Annotated in this window: 22 protein-coding genes and 1 pseudogene; 8 read left to right on the top strand and 15 right to left on the bottom strand. The window is 68.9% G+C overall.

The window, feature by feature from the left end; all coding sequences use genetic code 11:
* Window positions 1–55: 55 nt before the first annotated feature.
* Window positions 56–679: a TetR/AcrR family transcriptional regulator gene (locus AAW14_RS21725; protein ID WP_265565581.1), complete on the bottom strand. Its 624-nt coding sequence runs from the start codon at window positions 677–679 to the stop codon at window positions 56–58.
* Window positions 680–784: 105 nt separating this feature from the next.
* Here AAW14_RS21725 and AAW14_RS21720 point away from each other — a divergent pair, with 105 nt between their 5' ends.
* The gene (locus AAW14_RS21720; protein WP_265565580.1) at window positions 785–1,141 is read left to right on the top strand and encodes a DoxX family protein; all 357 of its coding nucleotides are present in this window, start codon (window positions 785–787) and stop codon (window positions 1,139–1,141) included.
* 116 nt (window positions 1,142–1,257) lie between these two features.
* Here AAW14_RS21720 and AAW14_RS21715 read toward each other — a convergent pair whose 3' ends face one another.
* Window positions 1,258–1,704 carry a hypothetical protein gene (locus tag AAW14_RS21715; RefSeq protein WP_265565579.1) on the bottom strand — a complete coding sequence of 149 codons (447 nt, stop codon included), beginning with the start codon at window positions 1,702–1,704 and terminating at the stop codon, window positions 1,258–1,260.
* An 801-nt stretch (window positions 1,705–2,505) separates the two neighbouring features.
* Here AAW14_RS21715 and AAW14_RS21710 point away from each other — a divergent pair.
* The 3 genes and pseudogenes from AAW14_RS21710 to AAW14_RS21700 form a co-directional block, all read left to right on the top strand.
* Entirely contained in the window at window positions 2,506–2,949 is a 444-nt protein-coding gene (locus AAW14_RS21710) for a hypothetical protein (protein WP_265565578.1), read from the top strand.
* A gap of 278 nt (window positions 2,950–3,227) precedes the next feature.
* Window positions 3,228–4,817, top strand: a complete 1,590-nt coding sequence (locus AAW14_RS21705; protein ID WP_265565577.1) for a S8 family serine peptidase — start codon at window positions 3,228–3,230, stop codon at window positions 4,815–4,817.
* 103 nt (window positions 4,818–4,920) lie between these two features.
* Window positions 4,921–5,268: pseudogene (locus tag AAW14_RS21700) on the top strand (zinc-binding dehydrogenase); the annotation flags it as partial.
* 146 nt (window positions 5,269–5,414) lie between these two features.
* Here AAW14_RS21700 and AAW14_RS21695 read toward each other — a convergent pair.
* The 7 genes from AAW14_RS21695 to AAW14_RS21665 form a co-directional block, all read right to left on the bottom strand.
* Complete coding sequence (locus AAW14_RS21695; RefSeq protein WP_265565576.1) at window positions 5,415–6,104, bottom strand: formyltransferase family protein; 690 nt, start codon at window positions 6,102–6,104, stop codon at window positions 5,415–5,417.
* Window positions 6,101–9,178 (bottom strand): non-ribosomal peptide synthetase, encoded by a 3,078-nt coding sequence (locus AAW14_RS21690; RefSeq protein ID WP_265565575.1) that lies wholly within the window; start codon window positions 9,176–9,178, stop codon window positions 6,101–6,103. Before AAW14_RS21690 ends, AAW14_RS21695 begins: the two co-directional genes overlap by 4 nt.
* A gap of 50 nt (window positions 9,179–9,228) precedes the next feature.
* Entirely contained in the window at window positions 9,229–10,284 is a 1,056-nt protein-coding gene (locus AAW14_RS21685) for an NAD-dependent epimerase/dehydratase family protein (protein WP_265565574.1), read from the bottom strand.
* Window positions 10,281–12,254 carry a fatty acid CoA ligase family protein gene (locus tag AAW14_RS21680; protein ID WP_265565573.1) on the bottom strand — a complete coding sequence of 658 codons (1,974 nt, stop codon included), beginning with the start codon at window positions 12,252–12,254 and terminating at the stop codon, window positions 10,281–10,283. The genes AAW14_RS21685 and AAW14_RS21680 overlap by 4 nt, the downstream gene beginning before the upstream one ends.
* Before the next feature lie 10 nt (window positions 12,255–12,264).
* The gene (locus AAW14_RS21675) at window positions 12,265–13,182 is read right to left on the bottom strand and encodes a hypothetical protein (protein ID WP_265565572.1); all 918 of its coding nucleotides are present in this window, start codon (window positions 13,180–13,182) and stop codon (window positions 12,265–12,267) included.
* Window positions 13,183–13,185: 3 nt separating this feature from the next.
* Entirely contained in the window at window positions 13,186–14,187 is a 1,002-nt protein-coding gene (locus AAW14_RS21670) for a 3-oxoacyl-ACP synthase III family protein (protein ID WP_265565571.1), read from the bottom strand.
* Between the two features lie 244 nt (window positions 14,188–14,431).
* Window positions 14,432–14,554 (bottom strand): hypothetical protein, encoded by a 123-nt coding sequence (locus AAW14_RS21665; RefSeq protein ID WP_265565570.1) that lies wholly within the window; start codon window positions 14,552–14,554, stop codon window positions 14,432–14,434.
* 235 nt (window positions 14,555–14,789) lie between these two features.
* Here AAW14_RS21665 and AAW14_RS21660 point away from each other — a divergent pair, with 235 nt between their 5' ends.
* Window positions 14,790–15,863 (top strand): aldose 1-epimerase family protein, encoded by a 1,074-nt coding sequence (locus AAW14_RS21660; RefSeq protein WP_265565569.1) that lies wholly within the window; start codon window positions 14,790–14,792, stop codon window positions 15,861–15,863.
* 385 nt (window positions 15,864–16,248) lie between these two features.
* Window positions 16,249–17,475 (top strand): NAD(P)/FAD-dependent oxidoreductase, encoded by a 1,227-nt coding sequence (locus AAW14_RS21655; protein ID WP_265565568.1) that lies wholly within the window; start codon window positions 16,249–16,251, stop codon window positions 17,473–17,475.
* Window positions 17,476–17,492: 17 nt separating this feature from the next.
* On the opposite strand, the gene AAW14_RS21650 is transcribed toward AAW14_RS21655, so the two are convergent.
* From AAW14_RS21650 to AAW14_RS21630, 5 genes are all read right to left on the bottom strand, one after another.
* On the bottom strand, window positions 17,493–18,515 hold the full coding sequence (locus AAW14_RS21650) for a 2,3-diaminopropionate biosynthesis protein SbnB (RefSeq protein WP_265565567.1): 1,023 nt from the start codon (window positions 18,513–18,515) through the stop codon (window positions 17,493–17,495).
* A gap of 17 nt (window positions 18,516–18,532) precedes the next feature.
* Window positions 18,533–19,003 carry a DUF2000 domain-containing protein gene (locus tag AAW14_RS21645; RefSeq protein WP_265565566.1) on the bottom strand — a complete coding sequence of 157 codons (471 nt, stop codon included), beginning with the start codon at window positions 19,001–19,003 and terminating at the stop codon, window positions 18,533–18,535.
* Complete coding sequence (locus AAW14_RS21640; RefSeq protein WP_265565565.1) at window positions 19,000–20,784, bottom strand: hypothetical protein; 1,785 nt, start codon at window positions 20,782–20,784, stop codon at window positions 19,000–19,002. Before AAW14_RS21640 ends, AAW14_RS21645 begins: the two co-directional genes overlap by 4 nt.
* A 63-nt stretch (window positions 20,785–20,847) precedes the next feature.
* A complete protein-coding gene (locus AAW14_RS21635; protein WP_265565564.1) occupies window positions 20,848–21,834 on the bottom strand; it encodes a pyridoxal-phosphate dependent enzyme in 987 nt (328 codons plus the stop codon).
* A gap of 53 nt (window positions 21,835–21,887) precedes the next feature.
* Window positions 21,888–22,556: a class I SAM-dependent methyltransferase gene (locus tag AAW14_RS21630; RefSeq protein WP_265565563.1), complete on the bottom strand. Its 669-nt coding sequence runs from the start codon at window positions 22,554–22,556 to the stop codon at window positions 21,888–21,890.
* Window positions 22,557–22,720: 164 nt separating this feature from the next.
* Here AAW14_RS21630 and AAW14_RS21625 point away from each other — a divergent pair, with 164 nt between their 5' ends.
* Window positions 22,721–23,416, top strand: coding sequence for an AzlC family ABC transporter permease (locus AAW14_RS21625; RefSeq protein ID WP_265565562.1), 696 nt, complete (start codon window positions 22,721–22,723; stop codon window positions 23,414–23,416).
* Window positions 23,413–23,724: an AzlD domain-containing protein gene (locus AAW14_RS21620; RefSeq protein WP_265565561.1), complete on the top strand. Its 312-nt coding sequence runs from the start codon at window positions 23,413–23,415 to the stop codon at window positions 23,722–23,724. The genes AAW14_RS21625 and AAW14_RS21620 overlap by 4 nt, the downstream gene beginning before the upstream one ends.
* Before the next feature lie 214 nt (window positions 23,725–23,938).
* On the opposite strand, the gene AAW14_RS21615 is transcribed toward AAW14_RS21620, so the two are convergent.
* Window positions 23,939–24,823, bottom strand: a complete 885-nt coding sequence (locus tag AAW14_RS21615) for a 2-hydroxy-3-oxopropionate reductase (protein WP_265565560.1) — start codon at window positions 24,821–24,823, stop codon at window positions 23,939–23,941.
* Window positions 24,824–24,837 lie beyond the last annotated feature (14 nt).

The following is a 24,837-nucleotide window of genomic DNA, read 5'->3' as shown; positions in this document are numbered from 1 at the left end:
CGGTCCTCCCGTTCGCACCTGGGCCGACTCCTGCCGCGCGGCCCGTCCGGCGGGATCAGGAGGCCTTCCCCCTCGGGGCGAGCGCCGCCAGCGCCATGTCGTGGGCGGCACGGCCGATGTCTGCGAGAGACGCACGGGAGGGGTCCAACTGGTACTGGAGCAGCACTCCGCGTGCAAGGCTCTCCAGCAGGAATGCCTGGGCGCGGGGATCGATGTCCGGCCGGATGCTGCTGTCCGCGACCCCCCGCCGGATGTCCTCCTCCAGGCCGGTACGGACCAGGTCGAGTTGGTCCGCCAGCCGCTCCCCCGAGATGTCTTCCGGACTGCCGACCGCCTCGATCAACAGGACCAGCAGCGCGCGTGCCCGTACACCGGGGCCCGGCTCGGCCAGACGCGCGAAGTACTGGTCCAGCTTGGCCATGACGGCCTCCAGCCCGCTCATCCGGTCGTATCCGGGCAATGCCCGCAGCTGGTCCACGAAGACCTCGCGAATGTCACGCACGACCGCGTCGATGAGCCCGGCTTTGGAAGCGAAGTGGTAGTTGACCATGCCCCGGCTGACTCCCGCCCGTTCCCCCACCTCCTTCACGGTCAGGTGGCGGTAGCCCTCCTCGGCGAGGATCCCCAGCGCGGCGTCCAGCAGCCTGCGCCGAGAGGCCTCCCGCTGGTTGTCGCGCATGGTCGAAGGGCGTCCTTGAGGGCGTCCCGCTGCAGTCGTGGGCTCGGTCATCACCGCGCAGTATCTCATCCGCGCCTGCTCGTCCCCATCCTGGAAAGGTGATCCGTGAGCACCGTTCGCACCATCCTGAACCTGATCCTCGGCACATTGTTCGTCTGCACCGGGGGTGTCAAAGTCGTGGGACTGAGCCGGTCACTGAAGTACCGCGACCACTTCGGCATGGCCCCGTCGCGGTGGAAGGCGATCGGCGTGCTGGAAGCCTCCGGCGGCCTCGGCGTCCTGGTGGGGCAGGCGATCCGTCCGCTCGAAATGGCGTCCCTCGCGGGACTGTGCGCACTGATGTCCGGCGCCGTCCTGACACATGTGCGGGCCAGGGATCCGATCCCCGCAGTGACCCTGGCCTCCGGCGTTCTCGCCCTCACCGCCGTGTCCCTCGTCATCAGCATCGTCGCCCGGCGGTGAAGGCCGGGGTCTCGCTCGGCGAGACCCGGCACTGTTTTCAAGCGGCCAGGCAGGCCTTGTGGGACGAGTTCGCCGAGCGGTACGCCAAGGCCGCGGGCCAGATGCGCAGCCCGATGTCAGGTCGTGCAGGCGGAGACGAGGACGCCGGGCGTGCCGGGGGTGATCCTTTCCGTGACGGGGCCCAGCGGAATGTTCACCGGGCCGCTGGAGGAGGTACCGGTCACCGATCCGCTGATGGTGACGGTCGTGGGTGTGAGGCTGGAAACCCTGATCGCGGCTCCTTGCCCGCCGTTGGGACAGGACGCCGCGGTGAGGACGGGGAGTGCGAGGCCGTTCACGGTTGCCGTCGTGGTGAGTTTGACGCTGTTGAGCGGCGGAGTCGACACGCAGGTCGTGTCGATGCAGGCGGAGAGCGGGACTTGGGGGATCGGCACGGGTCCGACGGTCAGGCCGACCGAGTGCGAGGCGGCGAAGGCCGGGGCGGGAGCCGCGAACGGGAGAGCACCGAGCGCGACGGCGGCGGTGATCATCGCCATGCGCGTGCCCAGTCGGGAGAGACTCATTTCTTCTTGCCCTTTCGAACGTGTTCTTTCAGTCGGGGGCGGTAGGTAGCGTTCCCGGGTCACACCGCCGATCATCTCGGGCGTCCGGTCGCCACCCCCAGGGGCCTGGGTGCGCCACTCTTGTAGGCCACAAATCGCCCTGGCAGCCCGTCACTTGGCACCATCCGCCAACCGAAGGCCCTCGGAAAGGGCGTACGGCCCCGGCGTGTGGAGCGGCCCCAAGGCCGCCCGACACGCGGCCTCACACCCCGCCCTGACCAGTGCGCCGCCTTTGCCAAGCCCGTTTGCGGCAGCAGAGAGAGAAGCACCTTGCCGAGACAGCACGGCCGAGCACCGTCGGCCGCACACGGTAGCGGGACGGCGCAGCCGGGAACGTCCCGTCACTTCAAGTGCGCTCGAACCCGGGAGTAACGTGGCCCGGGTCCTGGCCACCGGGCCGAACCGAGTTTCCTCGTCATCCCGACCAGGCCCAGCGAACGACCTGGTCAACCGCCCGGCTCCGGATCTCATGCGGCACAGGCCGCCTATGGCGCTCACTCGGTTGGCGGCTCGATTCCCGTCGGATCGAGCCCCTGCCCCCGGACGGCCGCATGGCACGACGACGCCTTTGCGAACCCTGTGCCGCCGGGCGAACCACGTGCTTTTCCAGTCGGCTGTCCGACCGTGAGTGCCTCCCGCCGGGGGTCATCCCGATTGCGGTCGAAGCGACGCCAACTTAGTTTCAGGACGTCGGATTTACCCGATAAGGCCGATATAGACATGCATGTCGGCTTCCCAGTGGTGCCATCGAATGGAGTATTCATGTCGGTGATGACCGGTACCCAACCCATGCAACAGTTCGGTCAGCAGACCGGCGCCCCGCAGCAGCTCGCGCAGATCGTCCAGCAAACGATCCAGCAGGCATGCCAGCAGGCAAGCCAGCAGATCGCGCAGCGCATGCAGCAGACGCTGCAGCAGATCCAGCAGGTCCAGCAGCAGCTCCAGCAGCAGGGCATCGCCCATCAGGCGCACCCCTACCTGGCTGTGGCGTTGCACCACTCGCTGCAGCAGGGTGTCCGGAGCGCCGTGGAGCAGTCCGTGCAGCAGGCGCTGCCGACCGCGATCATGACGCTCCTGCAGCAGAGCCAGCAGGGCCAGCAGTGGGGCGGCGGGTTCGGCCAGCAGCCGTACGGCCAGCAGTTCCCGCAATACCAGCAGCCGGGCTTCGGCTTCGGACAGATGGGTCAGCCCTTCGGTATCGGCTGACCTCTGGGCAGAGCGCGATGCGGTGTGTCCCGGACTCGATCCCGGGCACACCGCATCACCTTGGAAGCGCTGACTGCCCGTCGCCGGATCAGGAGCACAAGTACGACCTAGGCGTGGTGAAGGTGGACGTAATGGTCAAGGAAAGGCCTGGAAACAACCGCGGGAGCAGATCCGAGGGCATGGAGGCGGGTGGGCCAGGGCCCGAGGGCAAGGAAACGGGGCCACGCAAGAAGGGCACACAGGAACCGCTCGCGGTACAGCCGCGCCGGGAGCGGTACATGGTCGCACCGCTGCCGCAGAATCTGCTCCCCCCGGGAGTGCCCGAACTCAGTATGGACGCCCTGTGTGACCGGCTGGACCGGATGCCCGAGGTCAAAGTGACCCGCAAAATCCGGCCATCGCAGAAGCTCCAGTCGGCCGGTCTGCCCCCGGCCTGCCCGGAAATCGCGGTCGTCGAGGCCGCCGAGGCCCAGGTGCCCGCGATGCGATCGCTTCACGTGCACGTCGAGCCGGACCTGCCGCTGTCCGGAACCGGCCCCGCCGCCACACCGACTGCGGGGACTCTGCCGCTGCGCGATCCCGGGCTGGTCATGCCGCTGGACCAATCCATGGACGTCTCGGTGCGCGTCTGCGGCCCGGACGGCGAACCCCTGGCGGGCGCGGGGGTATTCCTGATCGGGGCGACATGGCCGGGCCAGGGCATCACCGGGACCGACGGGATGGCCACCATCACACTGGCGACAGAAACCGAACAGTCCATTCAGTCCCTCTACGTCCGGCCCAAGGGCGGGTACGCGGACCGCTGGATCCATCGCCCCGACCTGTCGGCGACCCGGGAGAACGTCGTCACCCTCACCCCGCTGGCCAAGGTGTACCCGGAGCTGGAGCAGCGGCAGCAGTACGGTTGGGGCCAGCAGGCCATGCGGCTGGACCGGCTGCCCCCCACGTTCCGCGCCTTCGGCGTCAAGATCGCGGTCATCGGTTCCGGGGTCAATGCCGAGCACCCGGATCTGAAGGAAAGGGTGCGTTCCGGGGTCGATCTCGTGCGCGGAACGGACGAGGACTGGGCCCGCGACATGGTGGGCAGCGGTACGCACGCGGCGGGCATCATCGCCGGGGCGGACACCGGCAAGGGCGTCATCGGAATCGCGGTCGATGCCGAGATCGAGGTCTGCAAGGTGATGCCCGACGGGCATTTCAGCGACCTCATTGCCGCCCTGGACCACTGCATCGAACGCGAGGTCGACATCGCCCACATCGGAGTGGCGACCCCGTACTCGTCGGCGCTGGTCTCACGCAAACTGGCCGATGCCTACGCGGCGGGCATGGCCTGCGTCGCCCCGGCGGGCGACACCGGCGGCCCGGTCGCCTTCCCGGGCTCACTCCCCACCGTGTTCACCGTGGGCGCGCTGGGATTGTTCGGGTCGTACCCGCAGGACACCTCCCAAGCCACCCACTCGGGACCGCAGTTGACACCGGATGGGCTGTTCGCCGCGCCGTTCAGCTGCTACGGCCCCGGTGTCGACGCGGCCGCCCCCGGGGTGGCGGTCCTGTCGTGCGCGCCCCAGGGCGGATACGCGGCCCTCGACGGCACCGGCGCGGCCTCGGCCCACGTCGCCGGTCTGGCCGCTCTCGTGCTCGCTCACCACGAGAATTTCCACGGTCAGCTGCTGCCTCGCGGACCTGGCAGGGTGCAGCACTTGTTCGAGATCATCGCGGCAAGCTGCCGCCAGCTGGCTGCCCCGGGCACGGTGGAGGCGGCACACGTCGGACGCGGCTTGCCCGACGCTCTCGTCGCACTCAGCCTGGCCCCCGGAGTTCAGCTCGCTCCGGCCTTGTCTCCCTACACCCTGTCCATGGCAGGTTAGGGCCGCCGCCACGGCAAGCCCACGGAACGGCGCCCGCCTCGAGGGACGGGTGCCGTTCGGCTTGCCGCAGCGGGTCCGGACAGCCTTGCCATACTCCTGACATCTGCTCGCCCCGCGCGGCACGCTCGTCGCCTACGGCAGCGCCTCCACCCGCGACGACACGGGCTCCAAGCAGTGGCCCGTATTGAAGATCCTCGCCCGCACCTGGCTGTGGAACCGCCTGCCCAACGGCCGCCGAGCCTCCTTCTACAACATCTGGGCCGGCCGGGCCCTGAGCAAGAACCGCTTCCGCGCCCGGCTTCGGTCCGACCTCGGGGAGGTCTTCGCCGCCGTCCGCCGCGGCGAGGTCACCGCCCGCATCGCCGCCCAACTGCCGCTCGCCAGGACCTCGGAGGCACTACGCCTGGCGGAGTCCGGCACCGTCACGGGCAAGGTCGTCCTGACCCCCTGACCCGCACCGAACACCCCCGGCGCGACCCCCTCCGTCGAGACCGCGACCGCAACACCCCACGCCCGTACCCGACTCCGTGACCCGACGTACCAGGCGTGCCGCACCCATGGTCGTGGTGGTGCAAGCGCCGAACTGAGACGGTTCGCTCAAACGGTCCGCGCGATCGCGGCCTCCACCTCCGGGACGAACGCGGCGGTGACTCCCAGATCCGTGGCACGGGCGTAGGCGGGGTCGTCGCTGTAGCGGGCCAGATCGCGCAACGCGCGCAGGCCGTAGTACCCGGAAGGCGGGTCGTGGGCCGGCCTGGGAAGAGCGGTGCCGGAAGGCGGCAGTGATCCGGCGACGACTGCGGAAAGGCTGCGTTCGAAGAGCTGGTGGCAGTTCTGGACCCCGCGCAGCAGCACCTGGTGGTACCGGGCGTCGGGACCGATGCCGAACCGCTGCTCCGCCAGGACGCGTCCGGTGTCGATGCCCTGGTCGACCTCGTGCAGCGTGGCGCCGTACTCGGTGTGGCCGTGGAGGATGGCGAAGAGGACTGCCGCGGAGGGCAGGCCACGGTGCTGGGGCAGAAGGCCGTTGTGGATGTTGTAGATCCGCAGGCCGGACTCCAGCAGCGGTGTCCGGAAGAGCATCAGGTTGTTGATGGACCAGACGATTCCGTCCGTGCACTCTGCCCGCAGACGCTCCTGGTGAGCGTTGATGTCGGTGGTGTGCAGGAAAGGTGCCGCCGTGGCGTCGGAGGGATCGTCCGAGCATACGAGATCGACTCGATGGCCCACGGTGAGGGCGAAGTCGACGGCGCGCCGGAGGAGCGCGCCCCGGCCGACGAAGATCATGTGGTGGCTCCGGGATTGTGTCCTGCGTTGGCGTTGCGGACGGCGGCGCACACCCGCTCGACGGTGACGTCGCGGAGCAGGCCGTGCACCGCGGTCTGGAAGGCCTGCTGTCCCTCCTCGTGGACCAGGTCGGCAGCGATCTCACTCAGCATCAGCAGCAGCGTCAGCGAGTCGCCGCCGAGTCGGTGGAATGCGTCGCCGGGCCCGATGGAGCGGTCCGCGACACCCAGGACGCGCGACCAGATCGCCGCCACGGCGGTCGTGAGCGGGTCGCCGTCCGATGCCGAGGAGGCAGCCACTCCGGGCGGACGGTCCTCCTCGAAGGGTGACGGGAGGGCCGTCCGGTCGATCTTTCCATTGACCGTCAGCGGGAAGGTGTCCACGACGCGTACGGCGGTGGGGACGAGATGGGGCGGCAGCAGCCGTGCCGCGTGATCGCGCAGCGCCTCCGGCTCGGTGCGGCTGCCGCCGGTGACCGTCACCCAGGCACAGAGCAGTGGTTCGCGCACCGGGCCGGGGCGGGCGGCGGCGACCGCGCGGGTCACCTGGGGATGCCGTTCCAAAGCGGCCTCGACCTCCCCGGGTTCGATCCGGAACCCCCTGATGGACAGCTGGTCGTCGGTGCGTCCGAGGAACTCGAGGGCGCCGTGGTCGGCGAGTCTGGCGAGGTCGCCGGTGCGGTAGGCGCGGGTGCCGTCGGCGAGGCGGACGAACCGCTCGCGGTCGAGTTCGGGTCGGCCGAGGTAGCCGCGGGCGAGCTGGACACCGGCCAGATGGAGTTCGCCGGTCCCGCCGGGGCCGACCGGGCTCCCGTCCCCGTCCAGCAGGACGACGTCGGTGCCGTCGACCGGCAGACCGATGGGTACGGCGGCCCGCTCGCCGTCCCGCTCCGGGTCGAAGGTGTGGACGACGCAGCCGATGGTCGCCTCGGTGGGGCCGTACTCGTTGAAGATCCGGCATCCGGGTCCGAACAGCCGGTGCGCCTGCGCGGCCGCGGGTCCCCGCAGTTGCTCGCCGCCGACGACCAGGGACCTGAAGCCCGCCGGCTCGGCACCGAGGGACATGATCAGATCAAGGTGGGCCGGGGTGAGTTTGAGGGCGTTCGCACCGAGGCCGGTCAGCAGTTCCGTGAGGGTGCGGTGGCCGACTTCCCCAGGCACGAGAGCGATGCTGCCCCCGGCCAGCAGCGGGAGGAAGATCGCCGTGCCGGTGAGGTCGAAGGCAAGGGAGGTGAAGAGGGCGAAGCGGGACGTCGCGTCGATCCCGTAGCGCTCCCCCGCCCACCTCGCGTACGCCACCAGCGCGCGGTGCTCGACCTGCACCCCCTTGGGCACGCCGGTGGAACCGGAGGTGTAGATCACGTAGGCGACGGAGTCGGGCGCCGCGATCTCGCCCGCGGGTTCGGCGCCCTCCACCGGCAGTCCGTCCAGTACGACAACCGGGCAGGCGTCGCCGGGCAGGGCCTCGTACGCCGCGCTCGCCAGGCAGATGGCGGCGCCGGAGTCGTTCAGCAGGGCGGCGATACGGGCCTTCGGGTGCCCGGGATCCAGCGGCAGATACGCCGCGCCCGCCTTGAGCACCCCCCACAGACCGGCGATGGCCGCCGGGGTGCGCTCGGTGAGCAGCCCGACGACTGCCCCGGGCCCGATACCCCGGGCACGCAGCTCGGCCGCCACCACGTCGGAACGCCGGTCGAGTCCGAGGTAGCTCACCGGGCCTTCCGGGCCTGTCAGCGCCACCGCGTCCGGGGTCAGCCCGACCTGGTGCCGCAGCATGGACGTCAGGGTGGCGGGGGCCTGCGATTGTGGTGCCCGGCCCCCGCTGACCCGGCGGTCCCGCGGGGGCGACAGGGTCTCGCAGACGGCGTCCAGCAGCACCTCTGCATCGGCGACGTCCTGGCCCTCTCCGGCCGACACCACCAGCTGTGTGTGGCGGCCGAATTCGAGCGTCGTGAACGAGACGGGGACGAGCGGCACCTGGACCGGCAGGGAGTACACCGTGCCCGCCTCGAAGCCCGGTGCGTGCACGGCCTCCGGCTCTATGCGGCCGAGATGGCTGACCAGAGCCGTACAGGGAAAGCGGCCGAGCGCGGAGGAGGCGGTGCCCGCCGCGCTGCCGAGGAGGTGCAGCGCGCCTCGCGGCAGCCGCAGGGCATGCCGTTCCTCACCGGCGGCGAGTTCGTCGCCGGTGAGGAGTGCCCCGAGGAGATTCTCCCGCCACTCGGACCAGCCCTGGCCCGGCCCGCCTTCCAGGAAGACCGGCAGGGTGAGGTTGCCGCTCGCCCGCAGACCGGGGCGATGCCTGCGCAGATCCACCGGAACCATCACACGAGCGGCGGCGCCGGAGACATCGGTGACGGCCGCGGCGATCTTCGCCACCAGGTCGTGATGGACGCCGTCGAGGGCACGCCTGGCCCAGTGGGCTCCGGCGCGCGTGGAGGCCCGCAAAAGAGCGTCCGGGCGGCGCGCGCCGCCGAGCGGGGAGGGCCACTTCGCCTGCTGCCGCTGTCTGCGGCGTAAGGCACCGCCACCGGCACCGGCACCGCCACCGGCACCTGTCAACTCGTCCAGTAGGGAAAGGTCGTACAAGGGGGAGGTCGCCCCTACGAGCTCCTCGCCGCGCAGTGCGCGGAAGACGTCGAGGGCCCAGCAGAGCAGGCCACGGCCGTCCATGACCGCGTGGTGCGCGCGGAACACGAGCGTGGTCGGCTCCCCCGCCGACACGATCACCTCGCAGCTGCGGCCCTTGCCGGGATCGAGCGGCGCGCGCAGTCCCTGGCCGAGATCCGTCACTTCCCGGACGGCTGGAGCCCGGCCGCTGTCCACCCACGTCCGGCCGGACAGCGTCAGACGCGCTCCGGGGCACGCCCGGGACGCGTCGGCGACGGCTCGCCGCAACGTGCCGGGCGCGATGGTGCCGCGGCCCTCGACGACCAGCTGGATGACGAACGGTGCCCCCTTGCGCCGTTCGAAGGCCAGGTAAAGCCACTCGTTGGGGGACACCGGACGCCGGAAGCGCTCCTGGTGGTCCGTGCCCTCGGCCCTGGTCCTCACATCACCGATCCGCTCTCGCATATCTCTTCCGGAAGCCCATCGGGTCTCGCGCCCCGCGCGTCGGACAGTGTTCATTTCGCCCCCCGGCGTACGGACCGCACGAACTCTTCCGCCCCGCCGATCGACGCGGCCCAGTCGGCCAGCTGCCGCAGTCCCGCCTCCTGGCTCATCCGCGGTACGTAGCCGAAGTCCCGCTCCGCCGCCCCCGTGTCGTACGTCGCGGAACGGGTGAGCAGGGCCATCGAGTACCTGCTCAGCGGGGGCTCCCTCCTGGCCGCGAGCGGAGGCAGCCGCCACAGCAGCTCCGCCGCCTCCACAAGTGCGTCCCTGACCGGCCCGGGGACACGACGAGTGGGCGGGCGGCCCCCGAACATCTCGGCGACGCGGGCGAGGAAGGCCCACAGGTCGGTCCGCTCCGCGTCCACGACGAAGTACGCGTTGCCGCCGACGCGGTCCGCGGGGGCCAAGGCGGCACGCAGACAGGCGTCGACCGCGTTGTCGCAGTGACACAGCGACACCAGCACCCGCTTGCCGCCGGAGAGGTCGGGCAGCCGTCCGTCCAGCATCCGTGCAAGAAGCTTGGGCAGGAATCCGGAGTGGTCGCGCGGCCCCCAGATGCCGCGCGGGCGCAGCGCGCACGTGGTGAACCCGGGCCGGTTCGCGGCTCGTACGCGTTGCTCGGCCACGGCCTTGGTCTCGGAGTACAGGTTCAGCCAGCGGTCCGGGTACGGGGTGCTCTCGTCGATGTCGAGTCGGTCGCCCTCGTCCCTCCGCATCAGGGCGCTGGGGCTACTGACGAACACGAACCGCCGCACGCCCGCCCCGGACGCGGCGTCGAGCAGCCGCTGGGTTCCGGCGACGTTGGCGTCCCAGAACTGGGCGCGGGTGCCGTGGTCGACGGCCCTGGCCGCGCTGTGGAAGACGACGTCCACCCCCTCGGCGGCCCGTCGCAGCGCCTCGGCGTCGCGCAGATCCCCGTGGACCATGTCCACACCCGGGACGGTACGCAGACGGGCCACATCGCTGGTGGGCCGTACGAGCGCTCTCACGTGATGGCCCTCGCGGATGCAGGCGTCCACAAGGTGACCGCCGAGAAAGCCGGACGCTCCGGTGACCAGAACTTTCATGGCGTCACCCCCGTCCGGACCGCGGGCAGCTGTCGCCACCAGGTGGCCCCGTAGATCATGGTGAGCCAGACCGTCATGGCCGTGGAGCGGCCGACCGCCCTGCCTCGGGGCAGCGCCTTGGGGACCTGGGCGGCGTGCACGACGATGCTCAGGAACGCGTCGATCCACCACAGCGCCACCAGCGGTACGGCGTCGAAGGACCGGACGGTGCCGTAGAGCAGGTAGGCCCAGCCCGCCAGCGGTATGGCGCGCAGGGCGCGTGCCCGCCACCCCGGCGGGGCCGACCCCGGGGCGAGCCGGCGTCCGGCCCAGCGGGCCAGTTCCTCGCGGTTGATCTTCGCGTTGTGACGGACGTCGACCGGGAAACCGGGATGGCGCAGGAAGTCCCGCAGTCCCGTCGTCGCCCGGCTGCCGTCGGCCAGGGTGTGCAACTCGCCCTGCATCGCCCGCCACCGCTCCCCGTCGACGCCCGGCTCGGTCTCCACGCAGACCACGGGCCGCTGTCCGACGCCCACCAATGCGCTGCGCCGTACCAGGGGGTGGGCGTTGAACACGCCCTCGCAGCACACGGTGTACAGGTCCGCGTCCGCCGTGCGCACCCGCTGGGATTTGCGCCCGCAGAACCAGAGCCGCCCTTGCCCGTCCAGGTAACCGAGGTCACCGGTGCGGTGCCAGACACGCTCCGGCTCGACGTCTCCGCGGTACTCGTGGACCTTGTGCAGCGCGTCCGCGGCCGGGTCGCGGTGGTACCGCGGGCTCACCGAGTCCCCGGTCACGACGATCTCGCCGACCTCCCCGGCCGGCAGGGCCCGGGCGGTCCCGAAGTCGGGCAGCGGATCGTCGGTGACCGCGATGATCCGCAGGTCCAGACCGGCAAGCCGGCGGCCCACACAGGTACCCAGGCCGAGTGCGCCGAGCGCCGCCGTATCCTCGATGATCTCGGCGGACTCCAGGGACGAGATGGGCAACACCTCCGTGGCCCCATAGGTCACATGGACCTTGGCCTTCTCGTCCAGTACGGCGCGAAGCGTGGCCACCACCTCGGCGGGTACGGGCGCGCCTCCGGACACCACGCAACGGAGCGCGGGCAGTTCGGCCGGCTGCCGTGTCAGGTGGGCACCGAGGGCCCGCAGCAGGGCGGGGGAGGCGAACATGGTGGTGACGTCGAAGCGGGCCAGCGCGTCCACCAGCGGGCCGGGCTCGGCGTCGGCGACCCTGGAGGGCGCCACCGGGGCCACGACCAGGGTGGAGCCGAAGACCAGATCGAACATCCCGAACAGCGGCAGGGTGATCAGGGACACGTCGTCGCGGCCGCGGTCGTGCGCGGACTGCAGCTCACGGGCCATGGCGACGCCCATCCGGTGGGTGAACTCCACGCCCTTGGCCGGGCCCGTGGAACCGGTGGTGAATCCGATCATCATCAGGTCGTCGCCGGTGACGTGACCGTTGCCGTCTCCGGGCGCGGTGCCGCGCAGCTTCTCCAGGGTGTGGCCGCCCCAGAACCAGCGGCGCCCCAGCGTCACCGTGATCCGGGTACGGGCGAAGGTACGACGGCTGAGCACCCGCACCGCGTGGGCGACCGGCGGGCCGATGAAGGCCTCGGCGCCCACCGCCCGGTAGCAGTGGAGCATCCGCCGCACGCCCATGCCCGGGTCGACCACCACCGGAACCGCGCCGAGCCGGAACAGTGCGAAGGCGAGCGCGAACAGGTCGGGCCCCGGCGCCGCCATCAGCACCGTACGGGTGCCTCGGGTGATGCCGATGTCCGCCAGCCCGGCCGCGAGGCCTTCGACCTGCTCCTGGAGCACGCCGTAGGCCAGTTCCCGGTAGCGGACCCTGCCGTCCGGCTCACGGCCGTCCGGGTGGATGATCGCCGTCTTCGAGGGAAAGAGGCGCGCGTTGCGCTCCAGCAGGGTGGCGAGCCCCTCGGTGGAACCGTTCAGATCGGTGGATCCGTTCAAAGCAGTCATCGGGCGGCGGTCACCAGTCCCGCGGCCGGTAGCTCACACAGGCGGCGCTCGGACCCGCTCCGGCGGTGACCAGCAGCAGGTGGTCCTTGCCCGCGGGCAGACCGCCGTGCCGGGCTCGCAGGTATCCGGCGATCGGGGCGGCGGTGTGCGGTTCGCCGTCCGCGCCCTCGGCCGTGGGCGCGAGAACCGACCCGGGGTGCAGGCCGAGGCGCCGCGTGAGCCGGTCGGCGAAGTCGGGCGCGGCCCTGGTGCACAGCAGCAGGGTGCGGTCCAGGTCGAGCCGCTCCGCGGCGGCGTACTCGTCCACGGCGTCGGCTGCCAGGCCGAGCAGCGTCTCCACCCGGTCGGTGTCCCGCTCGACGGTGATCATGCCGCGGCCCCCGGTCCCCATGGCCGCGGTGTTCAGATAGCCCCGGGTACCCGCCGGCCCGCCCCCGCTGCGCAGCAGGACGGGACCGAACCCGTATCCGGGCTCGGCGGCGCGTTCGAGCAAAAGTGCCCCGCCGAAGTCGGCGTAGGGATAGGCGTCGTCGTCCGCCGCGCGTCCGCCGGGGTGCGCGTCGGCCGCGGTGATCAGCACCCGCTCGGTGGAGCCGGTTTCCAGCAGTGCGTGGGCGACCTGAAGGGCGTTCAGGACGCCGCAGGCGCCGTTCATCAGATCGAAGGAGAACCCGGCGACGGGCATCGGGCTCGCCAGGTAGTCGAGATTGATGCCCACCTCCTTCTGGACCAGCGCGGCGACGGCCGGTTCGAAAGTGTTGGACTCGCGGTAGACACCGACGTTGATCAGTACGCCCACCGAGTCGGGCGAGAGCCCGGCTTCCGCCAGGCAGTCCCGCGCCGCCCTGGAGGCCAGCCGGACGGAGGAGGCGGCATCGTCGGACGGGAGCGGCCGGACGGTCCTGGCGGCCTTGACAACCATGCTCATCGGTCACACACCCAGGCTGGAGATCGTGGCGGACAGGGCCCCGGTGACGACGCCGGAAGCGGCGGGCACCAGCAGGTACTTGCGGCCCTGGCGCGCTGTTCCGGCCCTCAGATGCTGGCGCAGCACCAGGAAGTGCGAGTTGGAGGACGTGTTGCCGAACTCCTCGACCACGGACAGCGACTGCGGCATGGGCGTTTCGAACTCGGTCGCGGCCATGGCGTTGACGTACTCCACGAACCGCGTGCCCACCTGGTGCTGGACGACATAGTCGAAACCCTCGTCCGCGAAGGTGCGCCCGTGCTTGGCCAGCAGATCTGCGTGGAACGTGGGCCACAGCCGCAGCCGGTCCCGCTTGTGCATCTGCTTGTTGTCCGTGTAGAGGGCTATGCCCTCGGTCCTGTCGCTCGGCATGCCGAGGCACAGGTGCGAGTACTCGGAGCAGGTCATGAGGTCCACGTAGTGGATCCGGTCCGCCTCGTCCCGTGACTCATCGATGATCACCGCGACCGCGGCGTCCCCCACCGAAAGCGACGCGAACTGCGGGTCGTACGAGTCGGTGATCTCCGCCGCCGCCGTCTCGGCGACCCGGGTGTTCTGCTCACCGCTCACCACCATGCCGGTGCGTACGATCCCGGCCCGGACCATGCGGTCCAGCAGGTACACCCCGGTCATCATCCCGGCGCAGGCGTTGGATATGTCGAAGTGAATGGCGGAGCGGGCGCCGAGCTCGGCCGCCAGCTGCCGGGCGAAGGACGGCTCGAAGTAGAAGTCCGACCCGTCCTTGAAGCGTGTGATCGACGCGTTGATGATCACGTCCAGATCCGCCGCTTCGTACCGGGACTTTTCCAGGCAGTCACGGGCGGCCTTGAGCGCGAGCCCGTACGAATCCTCGTGGGCCGCCGGCCGCGCGTCGTAGACCCGGCGTTCCGCCACCCCGGTGATCCCCTGAAGGTCGAGCCCCGGGACACCGGTGACCTGGGCGACGAGATCCGGGGTCGACTGCACAGTTGGAGGAAGGAACGCTCCTAATGCTTCAAGACGGCTACTTCGGTTGGATGTCATCCTCTTCCTCTTTCATTCGTGTGGACCACTTTTGATGCGTGTGGACCACGCGGCCCGCCGGACAGGGGTCAACTCCGCAGCTGCTGCGGTGAAGGCGAGTCACCGTCGAGTGACGAGATCGACCCTAGGTGAGCGACGGCGCGTAACCTTGCGTAACGAGTGGTGATGACGATCACTGAGTGGGAGCTCACGGGCGGAATCGAGCCACCGAGAAGACGCGACCAACATCTGCCGACGCGCCCGCCCGCACCTGCTTGTTGGCGTCGGCGACGGCCTTCTGCACGTCGGCGATCGACTTGGACGTCTGCATCCACGACGGCCTGGGGTGACATGGGCGTACCCGGCGATCTTCGCTGCGCCCCGGCCCGTCCCCAAACAGCCTGAACCCCAACGAATCAATGACCCCGTTCCTTCACGGAAGAGAAAAGAGTCAGGGGCACCCCCCGATGGTCCAAACGAAAGCGCCAACCTCGGCGCGCGACGGCACACTGAGCCCAGGAGGTGTGCAATATCGCCGTCCCGCAAGGCGGCGATAAGGGAACGGGATGACCGCACGACAGGGCCGAAACGACGGAGCCGAGCCGCTCCGTCGCACGGTGCTGGCAGCCGGGGCCTGTGCGGGTTTGGGCTTGCTGCCCTCGGCCACGCCCTCCGCTCACTCGGCTCCGGACCGCTCAAGGGCCGGTGGACTGTCCGGCGAGCAGTACGAGATCTCGCGGGCCCGCCAGACGGTGGTGGTCACCGAGCTCGGCGCGGGCTTGAGGTCTTACCGGACGGGTGGACGCGAACTTCTGGACGGCTTCCCCCCCGATTCCTATCCCACGGGGGCCTCATACGGTCAACTGCTCATTCCATGGCCCAACAGGATCGATCATGGAACGTATGTGTTCGAGGGAGTCACCGAGGAACTGCCATGGAGCGAACCAGCCCAGCAGAACGCCATCCACGGTCTCACGCGGTGGATGAACTGGCGCACGGTGGAACACCATCCGTCGCGTCTCGTGATGGGGCTGACGCTGCACGCCCAGCCGGGCTATCCGTTCTCCCTGCGCTTGCGCCAGACATTTGAACTCACCGAGCGGGGCCTCACGGTCACCAACGAGGTCGGCAACCTCAGTAACCGCCCCGTCCCCTACGGGGTGGGAATGCATCCGTATTTCACGGTTGGCACGGAGTTCATCGACGACATCGTCCTCACACTGCCGGCCAGGTCATACTTCCGGACCAATCACCGCAGCATCCCTGTCCCTCCGCCTGTTCCCGTGGCCGGCACCCCCTTCGACTTCCGGAATCCGCGGCGCCTCGGGCACACGGTCATGGACACCGGATTCGCCGATCTGACCCGCGACGGCAGCGGTGAGGCGCGCGTGGACATGACCTCACCGAAGTCCCCGGTCTCCCTCACGGTGTGGCTCGACCGGCAGCACGAATTCCTGCAGGTGTACACCGGCGATACGCTGCCCGACCCGGCACGCCGCCGAAAGGGTCTGGCCATCGAGCCGTACACCTGCGCATCGAATGGCTTCAACAACGGCTACGGACTGCGTGTCATTCATCCCGACCGGGAATTCCGCGCACAGTGGGGCGTGATCCCTCGCCTCGACCGAGCCGCAGGCTGATGCTGCTGGTGCTGGTGCTCGTGCTCGTGCTCGTGCTCGTGCTCCGACACAAGAACACGGTGCTACGCGGACAGCTCACGTGTCGGGTGCCCGCCCTGGGCGCGTCGCGCTGCCGAACGAGCGCCCGGAGAAGCGCCTTGTCGCCTGGGGGGTTGCTCGCTACTGTACTTGTCTGAGGACCTGAGAAGTGCCCAGGCGCAACCTTGGTGAAGGCCATTCAGATGTCGACCGATCGGTTATGTGCACCCTGCCCGTCCGTCGCGGTCGACCCTGGCCTGGGCGGGATGGACAGCGGCCCGACAAGCCGACCTCGTGCCGGGCGATGGCTGCATCGGCGGTCGAAGCCGCGAGTTCCTTGGCGATGAGAGGCGCAGGAGGGGGCGACGTGGACCGGACTCTGGTGATCGTCGGGCACGGCATGGTGGGGCACCGACTCGCCGAAGCGGTTCTGGCGCTCGACGCGGACAGTCAGTGGCGCATCATCATCCTTGCCGAAGAGGATCAGCCCGCCTATGACCGGGTCAGCCTTTCGTCCTACCTGGACGGCAAGGGCAAGAACGACCTCGCCCTGGCCAGGGAGGATTTCCTGCACCATCCCGCCGTCGAGGTCCGGCTGGGCTGCCCGGCCGTCGGCGGCTGCCGTGCTGCCCGCATCGTGCGTGCCGCCGACGGCGCCGAGATGCGTTACGACGCGCTCGTACTGGCCACCGGGTCTCGTCCGTTCGTGCCGCCAGTTCCCGGCCGTGATCTGACGGGATGCTTCGCGTACCGCACCTTCGACGACCTGGACGCGATCCGCGACGCCGCCCGGCCCGGACATGCCGGAGTCGTGGTCGGCGGCGGCCTCCTCGGTCTGGAAGCCGCCAACGCGTTACGGTCGCTGGGAATGCGACCCCACATCGTGGAAACGGCACCGCACTTGATGCCCGCCCAACTGGATGCCGACGCCGCCTGTGTACTGCAACAGCACGTCGCGCGCATCGGTGTGGTGGTGCACTGCGGCACGGCGGTTGACTCCGTTGACGCGCATCCCAACAGGACGGTGCGTTCGGTCATCCTCTCCGACGGCACGGTCATCGACACTCCGCTGGTCGTGTTCGCGGCAGGGGTGCGGCCACGCGACGATCTCGCCACCGCCCTGGGACTGGAACGTGCGCCGCAGGGAGGCGTTCTCGTGAACGCCTACTGCCGCACCGTTGACGACCGCATTTGGGCGGTCGGTGGATGCGCAGCAGTGCACGGCCGCTGCTACGGGCTGGTCGCGCCGGGCTATCGCATGGCTGCGAGTGTCGCCCGGCAACTCCTCGGGCACGACGCTGAACCTTTCAACGCGGCGGACACCTTCACCACACTGCGTCTCCCCGGCGTGAACATCGCCAGCTTCGGCACCTCCCGGCCCGGCGCTGAGGGCGGGAAGCAGATGGTATTCGCCGAGGGTCCCACCCGTTACGCCAAAGTGCTTCTTCACCCTGACACCGGCGTTCTGATCGGTGGAATCCTCGCCGGGGACACCGGCTCCCGGGCGGCGCTGCAGCCCTTCCTCGGGCGCCGACCGCCGGCCGACCTCGAAGACATCCTCCTGCCGTCGCGGCCCGGGCGGCCGGGGAGTTGAACGTCGTCGGAGAACTGTCAGGAAGAGGAGAAGCCGGGGATGACGGTCACGTCCTCGGCACCGCGCGATCGGTCAAGGACGAGCTGAGCGACCGCGATGTCCAGCGATCCCAGGCCGAACGGCGAGTAGATCGCCCGCCTGCCGCGATCACGCTCGACCCTGCCCTGCAGGAAATCCCCGATGACCTGTATCTCCTGTTGCTGGACTGTCCCCTGATCGACGGCCAGAGCGAGTGAGGTCTTCTCACGGAGTGCATGCGCCACATGGTCGACCACCTGGGTGGCCCCGGTCATCGCCTCGGGCGTGAGATCGCGCAGCGACATGTGCAGAACCACCGCGTCGCTCTTGGACGCGCCAATGTCTGCGATATGGGGAACCGTGGCTGTGGTTGCGAGCAGCACCAGGTCGGCACCCGCGACCGCCTGCCCCGCGTCGTCGGCCATGGACACCTCGGCAGCGAGGTGGGCGGGAACCCGGTCAGCGAACGCGCGGGCGCGGGAGGGATCGATGTCATGGACGGACAGTGATCCGAAGCTCCAGGCTTCGTCCGCCATGACCCGCAACGTGGTCTGGGAGATGTAACCGGTTCCCACGACGGCCACCTTTGCCGCTGAGCGATCACGGCCGAGCAGCGTTTCCGCGCCTACGAGGGCCGAGAGGGCAGTCCGGTAGGCGCTGATGCGAGCCCCTTCGAGCACCGCGACGGGGAACCCGGTACGCAGGTCATTGAGCACGATCAGTGCCGAGGCGCGGGGGAGGTCGAGGGAGATGTTCTCGGGGAAGCTGGATATCCACTTCACACCCATGGCGGAAACATCCCCTGGCACATAGGCAGGGAGCGCGATAATACGCTCCCTGCCTTCCATGTCGGGACGCAGGAACAGGCTGTCCGGATTGACGAGTTGATCGTTGGCGGCGTCGACGTACACCTTTTCGACAATCGCCTTGCACTCTTTGAGCGCACCTTCGAGCGCCCTGTCCACGACCCGTTGCGGGACAACGGCCAGATCGCGGGGGTCGATTTTATCTGAAATATTCATGCCTGGGTTCCTTGAGATCAACGGAGGAGGGAGAACTTCTTGGTGAGCGGGTCCAGTTCGTCGCGTGTTCCGAACAGGGCGACGCCGTAGTAGTCCAGAAGTTGCTCCGGAGTCTGTTTCATCCGGTCGAGTTGGTCGGCGTAAGTGCCACCGGTCATCTCTCCGGTGAAGTCGGTGTAGAGCAGCCCCGCGGTTTCGGACTCGTCACGCAGTCGCCGGATCCACGCCGGGCGCCCCTCCAGGACCACGAGGGACAGCCCGGAGACCGGGGAGTGAAGGCCCCCGTCCGCGTCGGTGAATGCGAGAAAGGACATCTTCGGAAGAAGCTCCGGACGTTGGGTCGCCGCCTTGACGGACAGCCCCAGGCACAGGTGGCCGACCGCATTGGCCGCAACCCCCGGGGGCAACTTCGACTTCAGGGCCACCACGAGCTTGTGTTGTGAGTCGACGGCTGCCGGGTCGACGACGGCGGTGTGCGGAGTGTTCATGGCGCGATCCTTTCGGCGCAGGGCGGGGACTCGGGTTCGGGATATCTGCAGAAGCGCTCTACGGTGGCCGGGTTGAGCCGGTACCCGGGACGCCCCTGGATCACGGTGTCGGGATCGAGGTTCCAGTCAGTGGCTTCCCGGAACCTCTCCCGTGCCCTGTTGCGGAACCTTCTTACGGCCTGGGCCAGCGCGGCCGGGGTACGACCCGTGCGCGAGGAGAGCTCGGCCGCCGAAAGCAACGGCACATCGCGTTGCTCCTGTCGGCTGCGGCGGAACTCCGTGCCGAGTACGTCGAGGATGTCCACCAGGGGTTCGGGGGCGTCCTCGTAGACGGTAACTCCCTCGATCGTAAGGAGCCGGCCGTACAGGACGACCTCGGTGTGCGCGGGTCGGTCGTGATGGTGCCAGAAGGCGCCGGCGAAGATGAGGTCCGGTGCTGTGTGGTGTGAGCGTCGGCCGATATAGGGAGTGAGGAAGTGGTCGGCGCCGCTGCGTTCCCCGGACTGCAGGTAGTTGACCGCCGCGCGCAACAGGTCCGGGATCTGCGGTCTGAGGTCGGCCACGTATCTGCTGATCCACTCGGCGGTGCTGTCCGTACCGTGCAGTCGGCCGTGCACGACCGCCGCGTCGAGGAGCGCGATGGCGGCGTGCTTTCCCATCCCCGCGTACACGAGCCGCTCGTGAAGTTCCACGGCGGCCTGGATGAGGGTGGCGGACTTCGGCATGGCCCGGCCCAGGCGAAGCATGGAGTGCCAGCGCGCATACGCGGTCCGGTAGACGTTCCACGGTGCGCTTCTGCTGCCGTAGCGGTCGGCGACGTGCTGCAGAATGTGTGGATAAGGAGAGGACGGGAAGCCGGTCCACCCGAAGGAAAAAAGATCCAAGGCTGCGTTGAAGTCGTCTTCGGAATGGTAGCGGCAGGCCCTCAGAAGAAAATCGCTGGTTCGAACGTACCGCCGGAGCACCTCCCGGTCCTGTTGTGTCAACCCCTGAGGGTGCAACGTGGCGGACTCCACGAAGGTGTGATAGCCGCCGCTTTGCACATCACCGATCTGAAAGAGGTGACGTTCGCCGCTGTCAGGAACCGGGTACTGGGCGAGCACCTCCTCGACGTAGTGGAACTGTTCATCGTAGATTTGCGCTGCGGCTCTTTCGCGCCCTGCTATGAGTTCGGTGATGATGACGTCGGTGAACAGCCAGGCGGCATCAGCGTGGTACAAGTAGGTTCGGTACCGGTCGAGTGAGTCCCGGAAGTGCTCACTGGCCTCGCTCGGACGGTTGGCGGCCGCTGCCAACAGGCCATCCTGCCAGCAGGTGAACGAGGTCTTCGTGAAGGCGTCCGCTTCCTTTTCCAGGCCCAGCTCGAGACTGAGTCTGGCAAATGCGTCGGGAAAGATTGAGCAGCGGTAGGCGGCCCATCCCTGACTCAGGTGGTCGGCGACCGCCGTCAGAGCACTCGAGGAGCGCCCGTCGACCGCGGATTCCAGTATGTCAATCATCTCCCTGACCCGAGGGATGATACGGCCGGTGTAGAGGAACGAGGAATCCTCGTAGCGGCGGGCGACCTCGAGCAGCCCACGGGCGATCGAGCCTCCGCCGTCGAGTCGGGCGCTCAAGGCCCCCAACAGCAGGAGACGACCCACATCGTGTTCGTCCGCCGTCTGCAGTCTCACCCCGGACAGCTTCTCGACTTGAGCGAACCCGGGGCGCGGCCCTCCGCTTATGTATGCCGCCAGTGCTTCGTAGACATCCGAGAGGTCTCCTGTTGTGGTGCCCGTCAACTGGTACTCCTTATCCCTCGTGGGGAGGCAGTCCAGTGTCTACCCTGCGTCAGGGAGCAGGCGCTAGCCAGGCACGTCGGCAGGCGCGGCCCGTTCGTCGATCGCCTCCAGCCATGCATCGCTGTACACCGTGCTCTCGTACTTCTCACCTCCGTCGGCGCAGACGCACAGCGGGTTCTGGATCTCCGGGTGCTCCGCGAGGTACCGGACACAGGCGGCCACGACCGCACCGGACGAACCCCCGAGATAGATCCCGGAGTCGCGTAGAACGGCACGGCAGTAGTAGGCGGATTCCCCTACGCCGGCAAAGGCGAGATGGTCGATCAGGCCGGGATCAAGGAAGCTGGACCGACGGCTCGCGCCGATACCCGAAAGGTGCCGCTTCCCAGGCCGGCCACCGAACGCGACCGATCCTTTGATGTCGACTGCGATCATACGTGTCTGCGGGCTCCTCGCGCGAAAGCAGCGACTCAGCCCCGCAAACGTCCCGCCGGTCGAGATCGCGGCGAAGACAGCGTCGGGAGGCGTCGGCATCTGCCCAAGGATCTCCGGCCCCGTCATCTGCCGGTGAATTTCCGGATTTCGCCAGTTGTTGTACTGGTCCACCCATACGTAGGCGTCATCCTGAGCAACCATCTGCTTCACCTTGGCGAGGCGAGAGAGCAGGTAGCCGCCGGCCGGGTCCGGATCCTCCACCATGACCACGGTCGCGCCGAGATCTCGCAGCCGCGTGAGGCACTCGGTCGTGATCAACGGGTCGACCACGGCCGTGAATCCGACCCCCAGATAGCGGGCCATGGTCGCCAGCGCCACGCCGAGATTGCCCGATGTTGACTCAATCAACCTGACGCCGGGGCGAATTAACCCGTCCTCCGCGAGGCCGCGCACCAGGCCATAGGCTGTGCGGGCCTTGATCGAGCCCGTGATGTTGTGGCCTTCGAGCTTCAGGTTGATGCTGCGCGGCCTTCCCAGGACATCGACGGTGAGCGTCTTCACGGGTGTGACGCCGAGCAGGGTTTCGAAGCGGTCGAGGTATTGCCGGGCATGCATGTCAGGGCAGTCCAATACGTATCCGATCTGCGTGCCGCCGAGTTCGGAGGACCCTAGTTCTTCGGGCTCGCGTACACCACCCAGTTGTCGTGGGTGTGGGGGTACGGCCTGAAGTCACCGTGCGGCGGGTCGTCCCAGGACACCCGGCGGAGTTCATGGAGGTCCCAGTCGGCGAACAGGATGCGGATCTCGTCCTCGGGGTAGTAGCGGAAGAGCGTGTCCTTGTAGGCGAAGGTGTGCGGGGCTATCTCCTCTCCCTCGCCGTATGTGCCGTCCTCCAGGGTGAAGGCATTGGTGATGAACACGCCTCCCGGCGCGATGATGCGCCGTGCCTCACTGATCAGGTCGGTCGGATCCTGTACCTGGCCGAAGACGTCGAAGCACGTGACGGCGTCCACCGACGCATCGACGAGAGGCAGGCTCGTCGCGTCGGACCGCATGAGGAACGAACGCTGCTTGATGACGCGGCGGGCGTGTGCCAGGCCGGTGGGAGCGATGTCGACACCCAGCGCGTTGAAACCGGCCTCGGTCACTGCCGCCAGGTTGCGGCCGTCGCCGCAGCCGAGATCGACCACTGTGCGAGCCTGACGCCGGCGGAGCGCCTCGACCGCGTCCGCGATCACCGGGATGGGGTCTTCTTGCCAGAGCGGCCCCTCCTCTTGCTCCTGGTAGGCCTTCTCCCACCCGTACTGCAGTTCGCCGTAGGTCGCTGCGTTTGTCATTTCAGCTCCTTCAGTTGACTCTGATGCGGCATCATAGGCATCCAACTTGACCAAGCGCTAGGCCTCTTGGAGTCTTGGGTGCAACAACTAGGGGAAGGTCAGCAATGGTTGAGCGGCGTATGCCGGGGAGCGGACGGGAACGCGCAGCCGTCCTGCGGAATGCCGTGGGGATCGGCGTCGCCGTCGGCACGTACGGGTTGTCGTATGGGGCGATGGCGGTATCGGCCGGTCTCAGCGCCTGGCAGACCCAGGCCCTGTCGCTCCTGATGTACGGGGGTTCGTCCCAGCTTGCGCTCGTTGGAGTCCTGGCCTCCGGGGGGACCGGGGCAGCGGCGGCCGCGACCGCTTGCCTTTTGGGTATCCGGAACCTCTTCTATGGGGTGAGCCTGGCCAAACTGCTCCGGCCTCGTGGAGCCGGGGTCCTGCCGACCGCCCACCTGATCAGCGATGAAAGTACCGCCATGGCGATCGGAGGGGCCTCACCGGCGTCGGCGCGGTTCGCCTACTGGTCAACCGGTACGGTGGTCTTCCTGTGCTGGAACCTCGCAACCTTCGCGGGTGCGATGGCCGGCTCGCTGCTCACCGATCCGAAGTCCCTGGGCTTCGATGCGGCATCGTCCGCCGCGTTCCTGGCCCTCGTGGCTCCTCGTTTGCGCGAACGTGGAAACCAACTCGTCTTCCTGCTGTCCTGCGTAGTGGCGGTGGGTGCGTCCACTGTGACCGGATCAGGCCTCCCGGTGGTGCTCGCCGCCCCCGCGGCCTTGATGGTTCTACTGATTCCGGCAGAGCGCTCGCCCCGGCCGGACGCAAAGGCGCGGGTGTCCGGCGAATCCTCGGATGGGAGGAAGGTCAACTCGTGAGCTGGGTATGGATCGGCATAGCGGTAGCGGCGTGCTTCTGCCTCAAATTGGTGGGGCTCCTCGTGCCGGAACGGGCACTGAGTCACCCTGTCATCGACCGGGTCGCTCAGGCGGTCCCCGTGGCCCTGCTCGGCGCGCTCATCGCCATCGAGACATTCACGGTGCACCACAGAATCGTCGTCGACGCCCGGGCCATTGCTCTTGCAGTGGCCGGCGTGGCCCTCTGGCGGCGAGCACCGTTCTTGGTCGTGGTCGTACTGGCGGCGGCCACCGCCGCCGTGCTCCGCTGGAGCGGTCTGGCAGGCTGAACCCCGCGGTTCGGGGACATGGCTTGTGCGGCGCAGGGGACACCGCCTGGCCCACCAGGCGGCGGCGCCGGTCCAAGGGCGTGAGGACGGTCCCTGACCAGGGTTTGACGTCAGCCTCCGCCACCCGGGTCCGGGTCGGGGTCCGGACCCGGCTGCAGGATCACCCGCACATCACGCCCTCAGCCCAACCTCTACGCCGATCCTCGGCTCTCCGTTACGGCTGGGTGTGGCCGCTGAGGAGTTCCACGCCCCGCAGCAGCGCGCTGTGGTCAAGGCTCCCGTCACCCCGGGCCACGGCAGCCCCGATGAGCTGCGCGGCTGTGGCGCCGAGGGGGATGGCCGCGCCGACGTCGCGGGCCGCGCGGGTGGCGATGCCCATGTCCTTGTGGTGCAGAGCCATGGCGAAGCTGGGGGCGTAGTCGCGGGTGAGGAAGTTGGTCTTCTTCCGGGTCAGCACGGTTGACGCAGCCATGCCGCCGTTGAGGACATCGAGGGCGGCTTCCAGGTCGACGCCGGACTTCTCCAGGAAGACCACGGCCTCGGCGCAGGCTTGGATGTTGGCCGCGACGATCAGCTGGTTGGCGGCTTTGACGGTCTGGCCGATGCCGTGGCCGCCACAGTGCACGATCGTGCGCGCCATCGCCCGGAAGACGGGTAGGGCGTCCTCGAAGTCCTCCGCCTCCCCTCCGACCATGATCGACAGGGTGCCTTCGACGGCGCCGACCTCGCCTCCTGCGACGGGGGCGTCCAGGGTGCGGATGCCGCGGTCGGTTGCGGCTTGCGCGAGGTTGACGGCGGCCTGGGGGTCGATGGTGGACATGTCGATCCACAGGGTGCCGCGCGGCGCGTTCGCGAGGATGCCGTCGGGGGCGTAGGCGACCTGCTCGACCTCCGGGACGTCCGGCAGCATCGTGATCACCACGTCCGCAGCCTTGACGGCCTCACTGAGGGAAGGCGCCTCCCGGCCGCCTGCGCTGAGGAGGGGACCGGATTTGCCGGAGGTGCGGTTGTAGCCGTGGACGGTGTATCCGGCCTTGGCGAGGTTGACGGCCATCGGGGAGCCCATGGTACCCAGCCCAATGAGCGCGATCGTCTTCATAGTTGGGGTGCTCC

This window comes from Streptomyces hygroscopicus (genome assembly GCF_026168105.1).
GTDB lineage: Bacteria > Actinomycetota > Actinomycetes > Streptomycetales > Streptomycetaceae > Streptomyces > Streptomyces hygroscopicus_D.
Note: the sequence above shows the minus strand (reverse complement) of the source record. Positions and strands in the feature narration are given on the sequence as shown.

Excerpts from the sequence above, each read along its gene's own strand:
- AAW14_RS21725 (WP_265565581.1), bottom strand. The coding sequence starts at position 679 with ATGCGCGACAACCAGCGGGAGGCCTCTCGGCGCAGGCTGCTGGACGCC.
- AAW14_RS21715 (WP_265565579.1), bottom strand. The coding sequence starts at position 1,704 with ATGAGTCTCTCCCGACTGGGCACGCGCATGGCGATGATCACCGCCGCC.
- AAW14_RS21710 (WP_265565578.1), top strand. The coding sequence starts at position 2,506 with ATGTCGGTGATGACCGGTACCCAACCCATGCAACAGTTCGGTCAGCAG.
- AAW14_RS21705 (WP_265565577.1), top strand. The coding sequence starts at position 3,228 with ATGGTCGCACCGCTGCCGCAGAATCTGCTCCCCCCGGGAGTGCCCGAA.
- AAW14_RS21695 (WP_265565576.1), bottom strand. The coding sequence starts at position 6,104 with ATGATCTTCGTCGGCCGGGGCGCGCTCCTCCGGCGCGCCGTCGACTTC.
- AAW14_RS21690 (WP_265565575.1), bottom strand. The coding sequence starts at position 9,178 with ATGCGAGAGCGGATCGGTGATGTGAGGACCAGGGCCGAGGGCACGGAC.
- AAW14_RS21685 (WP_265565574.1), bottom strand. The coding sequence starts at position 10,284 with ATGAAAGTTCTGGTCACCGGAGCGTCCGGCTTTCTCGGCGGTCACCTT.
- AAW14_RS21680 (WP_265565573.1), bottom strand. The coding sequence starts at position 12,254 with ATGACTGCTTTGAACGGATCCACCGATCTGAACGGTTCCACCGAGGGG.
- AAW14_RS21675 (WP_265565572.1), bottom strand. The coding sequence starts at position 13,182 with ATGAGCATGGTTGTCAAGGCCGCCAGGACCGTCCGGCCGCTCCCGTCC.
- AAW14_RS21665 (WP_265565570.1), bottom strand. The coding sequence starts at position 14,554 with ATGCAGACGTCCAAGTCGATCGCCGACGTGCAGAAGGCCGTCGCCGAC.
- AAW14_RS21660 (WP_265565569.1), top strand. The coding sequence starts at position 14,790 with ATGACCGCACGACAGGGCCGAAACGACGGAGCCGAGCCGCTCCGTCGC.
- AAW14_RS21650 (WP_265565567.1), bottom strand. The coding sequence starts at position 18,515 with ATGAATATTTCAGATAAAATCGACCCCCGCGATCTGGCCGTTGTCCCG.
- AAW14_RS21645 (WP_265565566.1), bottom strand. The coding sequence starts at position 19,003 with ATGAACACTCCGCACACCGCCGTCGTCGACCCGGCAGCCGTCGACTCA.
- AAW14_RS21635 (WP_265565564.1), bottom strand. The coding sequence starts at position 21,834 with ATGCATGCCCGGCAATACCTCGACCGCTTCGAAACCCTGCTCGGCGTC.
- AAW14_RS21630 (WP_265565563.1), bottom strand. The coding sequence starts at position 22,556 with ATGACAAACGCAGCGACCTACGGCGAACTGCAGTACGGGTGGGAGAAG.
- AAW14_RS21615 (WP_265565560.1), bottom strand. The coding sequence starts at position 24,823 with ATGAAGACGATCGCGCTCATTGGGCTGGGTACCATGGGCTCCCCGATG.